Here is a 12335-nt window from a genome sequence, read left to right as displayed (position 1 = left end):
GGATAACGATATGCATCAATACAATGAGCTAAAGCAGGCTCGCACCGACATTGATCGCCAGCGCCAGGATCGTCGTGTTGAAAAGGAACGACAACACGGCATGCAGCAAGGTCAGCTTACGCATGCTGGTCGAGCTGACCGCGACATCCGCCGTCTGCGCGGCAACGCCGATGGTGAAAGAGAAATAGAGAAAATCCCAGTAGCCGGGCTCTTCGATCCCATCAGGAAACTTCAGGCCGCCCTCCCCGTCTGTCCCGCCATAGAAATAATGGGCGTAGTGGATGGTGAAGAGCGTATGCAGAAACATCCAGGAGATCAGGATCGTCAGCACCGCAGCACCTGCCCGTGCCAGCGCCGCGTCGGGCGCCGCTTCCTTGATGGAATGAAGCTCGAGGCCGATGCCGGCGATGCTGGCAAGGGCTGCGCCGATCGAAAGAGCCAAAAGAACCGTATCGGAAAAATCGAGATCCTCGGCCTTTTTCCGGATACTTTCGACTGTCGCCCGCAGCATCTTGCGCCAGCTGAGCACGACAAAAACGCCGGCGCTGACATTCCAGCCGAACAGGATGTTGCCGGCGCTGACGTCGCGCGAGGTCACAGCCAAGAAGACCACCAGTCCGGCAAGGACTGATATGATGAAGCTCGCATGCTTGTAGGCAAATACTGCAAGCGAATTTGCCCGTACCTCATCCGCCATACCAGTCTCCGACAGCATATGTCCTTGATAACAGCACGAAAAAGGCGCGCCTGCCAGCCGGCAGCCGCGCCTTCGATTGCATCCCGCGCCCTATCAGGCGGCTGCGAGCTGCAGTTCCTTCTGCACCATGGTGCGCAACGTTCCGAGATCCTTGGCGAAAGCGCGGATGCCTTCGGCGAGTTTTTCCGTCGCCATCGCATCTTCGTTCATCATCCAGCGGAAGGTCTTCTCGTCGACAGAAACCTTCGGATCCGGCTTGCGGCCTTCCGGCGAAAGCTTGCGCTCCAGCTTGCCTTCATCCTTGGCGAGTTCGTCGAGCAGGTTCGGGCTGATGGTCAGGCGGTCGCAACCGGCAAGCGCTTCGATTTCGCCGGCGCTGCGGAAGGAGGCGCCCATGACGATCGTCTTGATATCGTTCGCCTTGTAGTAATTGTAGATTTCACGGACGGAGATGACGCCCGGATCTTCCTCGGCGGTGTAGTCCTTGCCCGTTGATTTCTTGTACCAGTCGAGGATGCGGCCGACGAAGGGCGAGATCAGGAACACCTTGGCGTCGGCGCAGGCGATTGCCTGGGCCTTGCTGAAGAGCAGCGTCAGATTGCAGTCGATGCCTTCTTTTTGCAGCACCTCAGCGGCGCGGATGCCTTCCCAGGTGGAAGCGAGCTTGATGAGAATGCGGTCCTGATCGATGCCGCGTTCCTTGTAGGCGGCGATGATCGATCGCGCCTTGGCAAGCGAAGCCTCGGTATCGAACGAAAGATCGGCGTCAACTTCGGTCGAGACACGGCCCGGGACGAGCTTCACCAGGGCTGCGCCGACGGAGATGGCGAGGCGATCGGCGACAGCGGAAGAAACGGCTTCGGAATTGCCGCCCTGCTTCTTGCCCCAGGCGATGGCTTCCTTGATGGCATCGGCAAACATCGGCGTGCCCAGAGCCTTCAGCACGATGCTCGGGTTCGTCGTGCAATCCACAGGCTTCAGTCGGGCGACGGCTTCGATATCGCCGGTATCGGCGACGACAGTGGTAATCTCGCGGAGTTGGTCAAGCTTGGATGTCATGGTCAATAATCCTTGTTGAACTTGGGCTGCGACCGGCGCGAGTTCCGCCCGGCAAAGGTGATCTACCGACAGATTGTCTGCATGCTGCAGGCGAGAATGCGCGCATCCGTCACGGATGATTCATAAACGTGAAGCACAGTAGCCCTGTTCCCGGGCAAACCGCACGCCGAACGTAAGCGATACCGCCTGCGGCTGGAAGGCCGGTCGTGACTTTCGGCATGCCCGCACTATGTCCTCCTCGGACGGACAGAACGACTTTTATCGTCAGGACTATCGCCATCCGGCCAGGGAAAAGTCAAGGACATTTGTGCATTTCAATTGACATAAGTGTCACGCCCGTCATTATCCAGGCACAAGCGTATCGCTGCGACCTTTCATCTCGTGAGGGATTCAGGGCAGGAATTGTGCGGAGGAGATGTGGTCAAGCTTAAACGCGGCACGCACACGGCCTTTTCGGAAGCATCCTCGCTGCGGCTGAGGGCTGCATGGCTCTATTATAATGAGGGTCTGACCCAGAAGGACGTCGCCGAACAGCTCGGCATCAGCCGTACCACCGTGATCCGCCTGCTCGACGAAGCGATGAAGCGTAGCGAAGTCCAGATCTGGATCAACGATTCAATCGGCGACTGCGTCGAGCTTTCGGTGAGACTGGAGCGCGCCTATGGCCTTGACGAGGCAATCGTCGTGCCGTCACCGGTCGGCAGTGACGTCAATTCGCTGGCAAAGAATGTCGGGTTGGCGCTTGGCCAGTTTCTCTCCGAAGCCATTCCGGACGACTATACGATCGGCGTCGGCTGGGGCCGAACCATGACCGCCTCGCTGTCAAGCTTCCGGCCGCCGCGCCGCGCCAATTGCAAGGTCGTCTCGCTGCTCGGCGGCATCGTCGCCGTGCACCAGACGAACCCGATCGATTACACATGGCGGCTGGCCAATCAGCTCGGCGCCGAATGTTATATGTTCTTGGCGCCGCTTCTCGTCGATTCCGTCGAGACCAAGCGCAATCTGATCGAGAAATGCGGGCTGGATACGATCTACCGTCTGGCCGAGAGCCTCGATCTGGCGATTGTCAGCTGCGGCGATATCGGCCCGCATTCGACCTCGCTGTCGGAGGGCTGGATCTCGAAGGCCGAGCTGCGGGAGCTGATCGCTGCCGGCTGCGTCTGCGACACCATGTTCAACTTTCTCGACAAGGACGGCAATTCGGTCGACCACTCGATCAATCGGCGCGTCATGTCCGTCGATCTCGACACGCTGAAGGAGGCCAAGCATATCGTGCTCTCCTCCGGCGGCGCCCACCGCGCCGTCGCCATCCGCGCGACGATCAAGCGCATCGGCTGCAACACGCTGATCACCGATGAAAGCGCGGCACGGGCGCTGCTGGAATTAGCCGACACATCTCCGGCTGCCTCTTCTCCCCAGCGGGGAGAAGTGCCGGAGCGATAGCGAGGCGATGTGGGGTGAGCGACGCCGGGAGCGAACGGTCGGAGCGACAAGCGACGAACGCGTTGCTGCTAGGTCCCCATCCTTCGGACCCTGCTATCAGGCGTGCGCCGACTCCCAGCCAAGCATCGCCCGCTTGCGGGTCAAGCCCCAATGGTAGCCGGTCAGCGCGCCATTCTTGCCGACCGCCCGATGGCAAGGCACCACGAAGGAGATCGGGTTCGCCCCGACCGCCGCCCCCACGGCGCGCTGCGCCGTCGGCCGGCCGATATCCTTGGCGATATCGGAATAGGTGACCGCCTTGCCGAACGGGATTTTCATCAGACTTTGCCAGACGCTGACCTGGAAATCCGTGCCGATCAGCACGACCCGCAGCGGCTGTTCCGAGGACCATTTGCCGGGCTCGAAGATGCGGGCGGCATAGGGAACCGTCGCCTGCAGGTCCTCGACATATTGGGCATTCGGCCAACGGCAGGTCATATCCTCGAGGCAGGCTTTCTCGTCGCCGGAATCGCTGAAGGCAAGGCCGGCAAGGCCGCGGTCGGTGACCATGATCAGCGCGATGCCGAAAGGGCAGATGTGGAAGCCGTAGCGGATGGTAAGACCGCCGCCCTTCGCCTTCCATTCGCCAGGCGACATCGCCTCATGGGTTACGAAAAGATCGTGCAGCCGGCTCGGGCCGGAGAGGCCGACCTCGATCGAGGTCTCCAGCAGCGGCATGTCTTCCTTGCGCAGCAGCCGCTTGGCGTGGTCGAGCGTCACTGCCTGCAGGAAGCCCTTGGGCGACAGGCCGGCCCAACGGGTGAAGGTCTTCTGCAGCTGTGTCGGCGACTGGTTGAGCCGCGCCGCGATCGCCTCCAGCGAAGGCTGGTCGCGATAATCCTCGGTGATGAGTTCGATCACCCGGCGGACAATGTCATAGTCAGGGCCGTCAGGCGTTATGTCTGTCTGCAGGTTCGCAATCATATTCATCGTCTTTCTCCTTGTCGTAAGGAGATAATCAATTGGCTGTTCGCAAACCACCCGTTTCTTGCGCACCGCGAGGTAAGTTCAGATACGCTGCTTGACCGTGGCCAGCGCCCCCTTGAAGGCCTTGGCGAAGCTTTCACGATCATCGGGGTTGAGGAACGAGCCGATATCGGTGCGCCGACCCTCGCCGAAGATCTGCATCGAGAGAATACCGATCTCCTGATGCCGGCGAACGAGGAAGCGCGTCCAGAACGGATTGAAATGGTGCTCCACCATCCGCCCCGATGGCGCAAACTTGCGTACCGATACGTCGGTACGCGACACCGTGATCTCCTCGCGCGCTCGTCCGGAGCGGTAGTTCAGCCAGAAGGCGCCGTAAAGCAATGCGAAATCCAGCCCGAAGAAAAAGCCGATCGGCCAGGCGCCGGTCGCGATGAAGAACATCCCATAGAGGAAGCAGACGGCGCCGGACAGGATCAGCAGCACCCGGAAGCCCCGGCGGCCGAGCGATCGGTGGGGGAAAAGCTCGGCAGCGAAAACAGGCTGCTCGTTGAGGCTGTCGGCGTTGCTTTCCATCATGGCTGCTGAGTATAGATTCACCATGGCGAATCCGAAACTCAAATCCGTTACCAGACCGTCGCAAAACTCGAATGTGATCGCTCGCCGCAAACCGGCGGCGACGGTGAAGACCGCCTATTCGCTCGCCGAGCGTGAGGAGATCTTCCACCGCTTCTCGGTGCAGCGGCCGGAGCCGAGGGGCGAACTCGAGCATAGCAATCCCTTCACCCTCGTCGTCGCCGTCGCACTGTCGGCGCAGGCAACCGATGTCGGCGTCAACAAGGCGACCCGCGCCCTCTTCAAGGTTGCCGATACGCCGGAAAAGATGCTCGAACTTGGCGAGGAGCGGTTGCGCGACTATATCAGGACGATCGGCCTCTATCGCAACAAGGCGAAAAACGTCATCGCCCTCTCGCAGATGCTGGTCGATGATTTCGCCGGCAAGGTGCCGGAGACACGCGACGAACTGGTGAAATTGCCGGGCGTCGGCCGCAAGACCGCCAATGTCGTGCTCTCCATGGCCTTCGGCCAGGCGACGATGGCCGTCGACACCCATATCTTCCGAATTGCCAATCGCATCAAGCTTGCCCCCGGCAAGACGCCCGACGAAGTCGAGGCGCGGCTGATGAAGGTGATCCCGCAACATTACCTCTACCATGCCCATCACTGGCTGATCCTGCACGGCCGCTACACCTGCAAGGCGCGCCGCCCCGAATGCGAACGCTGCGTCATCGCCGATCTCTGCAAGTCGCCGGAAAAGAGTTGGGATGTGCCGGCGCCGCTCGTCGAACTACCGCCGCAGGTGATCGGCGAGGCCGTCGAGTAGAGCAGGTCGCCGTCCTGCCCGGCTAACCTCACGCCCGAAAACCCGCGTCGCGGGCGGAAATCATCTTGTGCAGATGCACCATCATGCCGGCGGCAAACAGCGGGGTCAGAAGGTTGACGAAGGGGATCGCCAGAAAAAGCGCGATCACCAGCCCGCCAAGAAATACGGTGGAGGCGTGTTTGGCGCGGAAGAGCCGCGCCTCCTCAGGCGACCGGAAGCGCATGGCGGCGAATTCGAAAAATTCCCGTCCGAGCAGATAGCCGTTCACCAGAAAGAAGGCGACCAGATTGACGCCGGGGATGAACAGCAGCAGCAAGGCGACGATATTGCCGAGGATCACCACGCCGAGGAATTTGATCGAGCTTGCCATCGCCGGGCCGAGCGGCATGGCGGTCCCCGCCGCGTCCTTGGGATAATCGCGTTTTTCGATGACATCGGCGACATCGTCGAGGAACAGGCCGGCGATCAGCGCCGTGACCGGCGACAGCAGCAATGCCAGCATCAGCGCAAGACCGATACCGGCAAGGATTGCGAAAATCAGGGCGAGCCACCCGGCCCAATCCGGCACATCGGGAAAGAAGCTGGTGAACCAGGGAAAGAGGAAGGCCATGAAGGCCCCGCGCAGCGCGAACCATAGACCGACCAGCACGAGAATCGTCAGCCCGAGCACTTTCCAGAAGACCGAACGTGTTTCCGGCGCGAACAAATTGGTCAGCGATTGTCGAGCGGCGTCAAGGATCATGTCTCAGCTTTCTCCGGTTGCGCCGAAGATGTAGGAAAGATTGATGCCACCCACAAGAGAGAATAAAATTGCAGGCGGTAATAGAAAACTTGTCGAAAATTAAATGCTAATATAGTATTGTCACGTATCTGAATATGCATGGGCCTGAGAAGCAGCTTCCGAAATAGTTGCAAAGACAAGGGGTCGCAACAGCGCATCCGCGGAACGCCTCTAAGGAAAAACGGGGGAGGCTGACGTGGAAGACTTTGTGCAAAAACTCAGGCAATACGCAAAAAACGGTACTCCGGCTGAACGCCGTATCGCGAAATATTTCACCGAACATCTGAACGACCTGCCTTTCGAGACGGCTGCGTCTGTCGCCGACCGGCTAGATCTCTCGCCGATGACCGTCGGGCGCTTCCTGCGCGCGCTCGGCTATCAGGGATTGGATAGTGTCAAAGTCGAGATTCGCGAGACCGTGACGACATCGCCGGCGCAATTGCAAAGCGCCATGAGCGAGCTGCATCAGGACGCCGCCGAGGGCAAACCGCTCGCCGTGCTGGTTGCCGAACAGATTCAGGCGCTCCACCATATATACCATCTGACGGCGCAGCCGCATTGGTCCGAAGCCGTCAGCCTGATCAGCACTGCCCGCGAAGTGTCGATCGCCACACATGCCCGGCTTGCAAGCCTTGCCCATCATTTCTGCCAGCGGCTGACGCAAGCCCGCGACGGCGTGCGCACGCTTGACGGTGCCGACAATCGTTTTGCCGAACTCTTCGCCCGGCTGGCGGTCGACGACGCGCTGCTCGTCATCATCGACTGTCGCCGCTTCGCCAAGGCGCGGCTGCTTGCCAGGACGGCGCGGCGCTACGGTTATAAGGTCGTGCTCATTTCACCGCAGCAGGCGGACTGGATGGCGGATCAGTCGAACGTCATGCTGCCCTTGCCGCCTGCCCGCGCGCCCGACCTCGACAATCTACCGCCACTGATCGCGCTGCTTGATTGCCTGTCGGAATCCGTGATCCTCGAAGTCGGCGAAGAGGCGGCCCTTCGCCGCCGCCGCATGCTGGAATTTGCGACAGTCCTTGGCGAGACGGCCAACCACTGAACCGTTATTGCATCGTTTCCAGCTCGGCGCGATGCCTGTGCATGGCGAGAAGGCGGCGGTAGTCGCGGCCGTAGAGCGCCTGTTTTCCCTTGTCGGGAAGCCGAACGTCGCCGCCCGGATACATCGCCTCGCCAGCCGCCGCTAAATTCCCGTGCAAGCCGCAGGCGACAGATGCGGCGATCGCCGTGCCGAGCAGCACCGCCTCGTTCATCTTCGGCACCACGACCTTGCAGCCGGTGGCATCGCTGTAGAGCTCCATCAGCACCGGGTTCTTCACATGCCCGCCGGCAATATGCAGCGTATCGGGCACGTAGCCGTATTCCTTCATCATTTCGAGGATATGGCGGATCCCGAGCGCAATCGCTACCGCAGTGCGCCAGTAGAGCGTGCAGAGGCCATCGAAGGATGTATCGAGGCTCAGCCCGCTGACCACGCCGACGGCATGCGGATCGGCAAGCGGCGAGCGATTGCCATGGAAATCCGGCAGCACGAAAATGCGGCCCCCGAAGGCATCACCTTCCTCGGCCCGCAATTCGGCAATGCGTGCGACGATCCTCTGATGCAGCGCCGCCGTCGGCTCGCCGCCGGCGGCATGCATGCGCACGATGTGGTCGAGCAGCGCACCGGTCGCCGATTGCCCGGCCTCCACCAGCCAGGATTGTGGAAAGACCGCCTCGTAATAGGGCCCCCACATGCCATGGCTCGGCTTGCGTTCCCTGGAGAAGGTGACAATGCAGCTCGACGTGCCGGCGATCAGCGCCAATTGGTGTTCGCGCTTAGCAGGATCGGCGGCATACCCGCCGAGTGCACCGAGCGCGCCGGCATAGGCGTCGATCATCCCAGCCGAGACATGGCAGTCCGTGGTCAGCCCCAGCGCCTCTGCCGCACCAGGTGTCAGCCAGCCGACGCTGCCGCCGACCGGCACAGTCTCATCCGGCAGCTGGCCGCGCGCCTGAAGATCCTCGAGACCGATCCGCTCCAGGAAATCCTGCTGCCAGCCCTTTTCGAGATGGGCGAGATAGTTCCATTTCGCAGTCAGCGTACAGCGCGACCGGGCAGCCGATCCGGTCGATTTCCACGTCATGAAATCGGCGAGATCGAAGAAGTAGCCGGCCTTTTCCCATGTGGAGGGCAGCTTCTTCTTCAGCCACATCAGCTTCGGCATCTCCATTTCGGGCGACATGACAAGCCCGGAATGTTCGAGCACAGCGTGCTCCGTCGCCGTGCAGAAATCGGCTTCCTTCAGCGCCCGGTGATCGAGCCAGACGATCGTGTCGAACCGCCTCTCGCCGCCGGTGGAAACGCTGAGCTGATGGCCCTCGACATCGCGGACGACAAGCGAACAGGTGGCGTCGAAGCCGATCGCGCCGACCGAGGCTGCTGCGATGCCGGATTGCTCCATGGCGCTACGCACCGCCGTGCAGGCGGCGGACCAGATGTCTTCGGAATCGTGTTCGGCATGATTTTCGCGCGGCCGGTTCATCACGATCGGATGTTCGGCCTTGGCGAGCAAGCGGCCACGGGCATCGAAGACGCCGGCGCGCGCACTGCCGGTGCCGACATCCACCGCAACCACATGATCCCGCATCAAATCTTGATCCCGTCCAGCTTATGGTTGCGGACAAGGTGTATCAATTCAGGCATGGCGTCAAACACCACTTCCGGCGAAAGCCGGTCGAGTTCGGCGCGATAGCCGGCGAAGTTGGCATGCGATCCGCCGGTGAAGGCAAACACCGTCATCCCCGCCGCCTTGGCGGCGGCAACGCCGGCCGGGCTGTCCTCGACGACAATGCAATGTGCAGGTTCCACCCGCATTTCACGCGCCGCATGCAGGAAAAGATCGGGCGCCGGTTTGCCGCGCTTGACCATCGTCGCACTAAAGATGTCGGGCAGCCTGCCGAGCAGCCCGGTGACGGACAGCGACAGCCGGATCCGCTCCATCTGGCTTGAGGAGGCAACGCAGCAGCGAACGCCGAGCCCATCGATTGCTGCGGCGATACCGTCGATCGGCTTCAATTCAGTGCGAAAACGGGCGTAGAGATCGGTGCGGATGCGCTCGAGGAATTCCTCGCCGGCATGGACGTTGAATTCGGTATCCAGCGTGTCGACCATCGTCGACAGACTGCGGCCGAGAAAGCGCTCATAGGCCTGGTCCTCGGTGATCGAGACGCCGAGATCGTTCATCGCCCCGACCAGCACGCTAATCGAGATCGGCTCGCTGTCGACGAGCACACCGTCGCAATCAAAGATGATCAGCTGTGGTTCAGCGTCAGCCATGGAGGACCCAACCTGAGTTCAATTTCGGACGCACGACCGTCCCGCTTCCTCGCAAGGCCGGATGGACGGCGGCAATGAATGCCGTCATCCGGATTCCCTACACTGCGAGCTTGCCGTCGAGATAGAGCTGCAGCGTCTCCCGCGTGCCCTTTTCCCACAGAGTTTTGAGAGCATGGGCGAAACGCTTGCGGAAAAGTTCGGATTTCGCCACCTCGCCGAAAATATCGTCGAAGGCGAGGAAAGCCGACGGATCGTCTTTTGCCTTCAGCGCCGCCGCATGCAGGCGCTCGGCGCTGGCGTCGTTGAAGACGATATCCTTGCCGCTGTCGCTCTTGCCGGCGAAATAGCGGCACCAGAGCGCCGAGACCAGTGCCAGCCCGACGACATCCCGGCCCTGGCTGAGATTGTCGAGCGTCGATGGCAGGATGAATTTCGGCTGGCGGTTGGAGCCGTCCTGGGCCAACCGCGGAATGGTGTCGGCAATCTTCGGATTGAGCAGCCGATGTTCGATCAGCGCGAAATAATCCGTGAGCGACGTGTTCGGCACCGGCGGCACGATCGGGATGATCTCGTCTTTCTCGAGCTTGGCGAGGAAGGCGCGAATCAAAGGATCTTCCATGGAATCATGAACGAAATGAATGTCCATTAGCGCCGCCGGATAGGCGATCGCCGCATGCCCGCCGTTGAGGATGCGGATCTTCATATGCTCATAGGGCGTGACATCGGGAACGAAGGTCACGCCGACCTTTTCCAGCGCCGGCCGGCCGGCGGTGAACTTGTCCTCGAGCACCCATTGCTTGAATTCCTCGCAATAGACTGGCCAATTGTCCTCGATCTCGAAATTGTCCTTGAGGAAATCGATCTCCCGCTGGCCGGTTGCCGGCGTGATGCGGTCGACCATCGCATTCGGAAAGGCGACATTCGCCCGGATCCACTCGGCAAAGCCGGGATCCGACAATGCCGCCGTGCCGACCACGGCATTGGCGGTGACGATGCCGTTGTGGGGAATGTTGTCGCAGGACATGACGGTGAAAGGACCGATACCCCTAGCCTTGCGCACCTTCAGGCCGGCGACGATCAGGCCGAACACCGTCTTCGGCGCGTCGGGGCTGTTTCCGTCAGCGGCGATTGCCGGATGGGCCGGATTGAATGTGCCCGATGCATCGATGAAATAACCGCCCTCGGTGATCGTCATCGAAACGATGCGGATATCGGGATCGGCGAGCTTGGCGATGATCGCGGCGGGATCGCCGACCGGCAGGATGTCGATCATCGGCGCGGTGACGCGCGCCGCCGTCTTGTTGTTGTCCTGCTCGACCACCGTCGTCAGAAAATCCTGGGCTGCAAGCTTTTCGCGCATGGACGCATCCGACGGCAGCACACCGGCGCCGACGATCGCCCAGTCGTGATCCGCGCCTGAGTTGAAGAGGTCGTCAAGATAGACCGCCTGATGGGCGCGATGGAAATTGCCGACGCCGAAGTGCACGATGCCGGCTTTCAGCGACGCCCTGTCATATCCAGGGACGGCGGCGGTGCGCGCCGCGTCGGAAAGCGTTGCCAGCGATAGTTTGCACGTCATGTTTCAGTCCTCTTGAAGGTCTTGCCGAAACGGCCGGGCGCCATCGCCCGGCTCGCATGCCTGCCCCCAGCCGGCGGCCTGCCTCAGATGGCAAGGCCGCCCTCGTTGAATTTGTGAATACGCGAACGGTCCGGCGTCAGATAGACCGTGTCTCCAGCCTTGGCGGCAAAATCACCGCTGCCGCGCGCCGTCACCATGCCGATGCCGTCGGCATCGATATGCAGGAAAGTGTCGGATCCGAGATGCTCGGCGACCACGACCCTACCCTTCCAGTCGCCGCTCTCCATCGACAACAGCATGTGCTCGGGGCGGATGCCGATCGTATGGGCGCCGAGCTGTGCGGCGTTCTGGCCCGTTATGAAGTTCATCTTCGGCGAACCGATGAAGCCGGCGACGAAGAGGTTGCGGGGGCGGCTATAGAGTTCGAGCGGCGAGCCGACCTGCTCGATATTGCCCCTGTTCAAGACGACGATCTTGTCGGCCATGGTCATCGCCTCGACCTGGTCGTGGGTGACGTAGACCATCGTCGTCTTCAGCTGCTGGTGCAGCTCGCTGATTTCGAGACGCATGTTGACACGCAGCGCTGCGTCGAGGTTCGACAGCGGCTCGTCGAACAGGAAGGCCGAAGGCTGGCGCACGATGGCGCGGCCGATCGCCACGCGCTGGCGCTGGCCGCCGGAAAGCTGGCGCGGCTTGCGTTCGAGATAATCGGTAAGGTTCAGCACCCGGGCGGCATCCGTCACCTTGCGGTCGATCTCAGCCTTGTCGACGCCCGCCATCTTCAGCGGGAAGGCGATGTTGTTGCGCACGCTCATATGCGGATAGAGCGCATAGGACTGGAACACCATGGCCAGGCCGCGTTCCGACGGCGCCTTTTCGGTGGCGTCCCTGCCGTCGATGACGATCTTGCCGCCGGAGACATCCTCGAGACCGGCGATCAGCCTGAGCAGCGTGGACTTGCCGCAGCCCGACGGGCCGACGAAGACGACGAATTCGCCGTCCTTGATATCGAGATCGATCGAAGGGATGACCTTGGCTTCGCCGAAGACCTTGGAAACCTTCTGAAGGGTAATGCTGCCCATGTTTGTCTCCCTTTAT

General features: G+C 61.3%; 12 protein-coding genes. 3 read left to right on the top strand and 9 right to left on the bottom strand.

Annotated features, from left to right (window positions below):
- Positions 1–28 precede the first annotated feature (28 nt).
- Together FHX03_RS18240 and tal are read right to left on the bottom strand one after the other, a co-directional pair.
- On the bottom strand, positions 29–697 hold the full coding sequence (locus tag FHX03_RS18240; protein ID WP_097628663.1) for a DUF1345 domain-containing protein: 669 nt from the start codon (positions 695–697) through the stop codon (positions 29–31).
- A gap of 93 nt (positions 698–790) precedes the next feature.
- The gene (gene tal, locus FHX03_RS18235; RefSeq protein WP_097628662.1) at positions 791–1756 is read right to left on the bottom strand and encodes a transaldolase; all 966 of its coding nucleotides are present in this window, start codon (positions 1754–1756) and stop codon (positions 791–793) included.
- Between the two features lie 417 nt (positions 1757–2173).
- Between tal and FHX03_RS18230 the strand changes: the two genes are divergently transcribed.
- Positions 2174–3199 carry a sugar-binding transcriptional regulator gene (locus tag FHX03_RS18230; protein WP_097628661.1) on the top strand — a complete coding sequence of 342 codons (1026 nt, stop codon included), beginning with the start codon at positions 2174–2176 and terminating at the stop codon, positions 3197–3199.
- Positions 3200–3295: 96 nt separating this feature from the next.
- Here the strand turns inward: FHX03_RS18230 and FHX03_RS18225 are convergent, their stop codons facing one another.
- Positions 3296–4168, bottom strand: coding sequence for a methylated-DNA--[protein]-cysteine S-methyltransferase (locus tag FHX03_RS18225; protein WP_088937521.1), 873 nt, complete (start codon positions 4166–4168; stop codon positions 3296–3298).
- Positions 4169–4246: 78 nt separating this feature from the next.
- Complete coding sequence (locus FHX03_RS18220) at positions 4247–4744, bottom strand: DUF2244 domain-containing protein (RefSeq protein ID WP_037073447.1); 498 nt, start codon at positions 4742–4744, stop codon at positions 4247–4249.
- On the opposite strand from FHX03_RS18220, the gene nth reads away from it, so the two are divergent.
- Positions 4743–5549, top strand: a complete 807-nt coding sequence (gene nth, locus FHX03_RS18215; RefSeq protein ID WP_179867169.1) for an endonuclease III — start codon at positions 4743–4745, stop codon at positions 5547–5549. The two genes, FHX03_RS18220 and nth, sit on opposite strands and share 2 nt — an antisense overlap.
- 28 nt (positions 5550–5577) lie before the next feature.
- Here nth and FHX03_RS18210 read toward each other — a convergent pair whose 3' ends face one another.
- Positions 5578–6291 carry a sulfate transporter family protein gene (locus FHX03_RS18210; RefSeq protein ID WP_097628659.1) on the bottom strand — a complete coding sequence of 238 codons (714 nt, stop codon included), beginning with the start codon at positions 6289–6291 and terminating at the stop codon, positions 5578–5580.
- Between the two features lie 235 nt (positions 6292–6526).
- On the opposite strand from FHX03_RS18210, the gene FHX03_RS18205 reads away from it, so the two are divergent.
- Positions 6527–7381, top strand: coding sequence for a MurR/RpiR family transcriptional regulator (locus FHX03_RS18205; RefSeq protein WP_097628658.1), 855 nt, complete (start codon positions 6527–6529; stop codon positions 7379–7381).
- A gap of 4 nt (positions 7382–7385) precedes the next feature.
- Here FHX03_RS18205 and FHX03_RS18200 read toward each other — a convergent pair whose 3' ends face one another.
- From FHX03_RS18200 to FHX03_RS18185, 4 genes are all read right to left on the bottom strand, one after another.
- The gene (locus FHX03_RS18200; RefSeq protein ID WP_183854885.1) at positions 7386–8969 is read right to left on the bottom strand and encodes an FGGY-family carbohydrate kinase; all 1584 of its coding nucleotides are present in this window, start codon (positions 8967–8969) and stop codon (positions 7386–7388) included.
- Positions 8969–9658 (bottom strand): HAD family hydrolase, encoded by a 690-nt coding sequence (locus tag FHX03_RS18195; RefSeq protein WP_097628656.1) that lies wholly within the window; start codon positions 9656–9658, stop codon positions 8969–8971. Before FHX03_RS18195 ends, FHX03_RS18200 begins: the two co-directional genes overlap by 1 nt.
- Positions 9659–9755: 97 nt before the next feature.
- Entirely contained in the window at positions 9756–11237 is a 1482-nt protein-coding gene (locus tag FHX03_RS18190) for a mannitol dehydrogenase family protein (RefSeq protein ID WP_183854883.1), read from the bottom strand.
- Between the two features lie 83 nt (positions 11238–11320).
- Positions 11321–12319 carry an ABC transporter ATP-binding protein gene (locus tag FHX03_RS18185; RefSeq protein ID WP_131711056.1) on the bottom strand — a complete coding sequence of 333 codons (999 nt, stop codon included), beginning with the start codon at positions 12317–12319 and terminating at the stop codon, positions 11321–11323.
- Between the last annotated feature and the right edge of the window lie 16 nt (positions 12320–12335).

It is taken from the genome of Rhizobium sp. BK456, assembly GCF_014194045.1.
Classification (GTDB): Bacteria; Pseudomonadota; Alphaproteobacteria; order Rhizobiales; family Rhizobiaceae; genus Rhizobium; species Rhizobium redzepovicii.
This window is presented reverse-complemented; position numbering and strand designations above follow the sequence as displayed.

What these genes read in the sequence shown, in the direction of transcription:
- FHX03_RS18240 (WP_097628663.1), bottom strand. Translation starts at nt 697, where the DNA reads ATGGCGGATGAGGTACGGGCAAATTCGCTTGCAGTATTTGCCTACAAG.
- FHX03_RS18220 (WP_037073447.1), bottom strand. Translation starts at nt 4,744, where the DNA reads ATGATGGAAAGCAACGCCGACAGCCTCAACGAGCAGCCTGTTTTCGCT.
- FHX03_RS18200 (WP_183854885.1), bottom strand. Translation starts at nt 8,969, where the DNA reads ATGCGGGATCATGTGGTTGCGGTGGATGTCGGCACCGGCAGTGCGCGC.
- FHX03_RS18225 (WP_088937521.1), bottom strand. Translation starts at nt 4,168, where the DNA reads ATGAATATGATTGCGAACCTGCAGACAGACATAACGCCTGACGGCCCT.
- FHX03_RS18185 (WP_131711056.1), bottom strand. Translation starts at nt 12,319, where the DNA reads ATGGGCAGCATTACCCTTCAGAAGGTTTCCAAGGTCTTCGGCGAAGCC.
- tal (WP_097628662.1), bottom strand. Translation starts at nt 1,756, where the DNA reads ATGACATCCAAGCTTGACCAACTCCGCGAGATTACCACTGTCGTCGCC.
- FHX03_RS18190 (WP_183854883.1), bottom strand. Translation starts at nt 11,237, where the DNA reads ATGACGTGCAAACTATCGCTGGCAACGCTTTCCGACGCGGCGCGCACC.
- FHX03_RS18210 (WP_097628659.1), bottom strand. Translation starts at nt 6,291, where the DNA reads ATGATCCTTGACGCCGCTCGACAATCGCTGACCAATTTGTTCGCGCCG.
- nth (WP_179867169.1), top strand. Translation starts at nt 4,743, where the DNA reads ATGGCTGCTGAGTATAGATTCACCATGGCGAATCCGAAACTCAAATCC.
- FHX03_RS18195 (WP_097628656.1), bottom strand. Translation starts at nt 9,658, where the DNA reads ATGGCTGACGCTGAACCACAGCTGATCATCTTTGATTGCGACGGTGTG.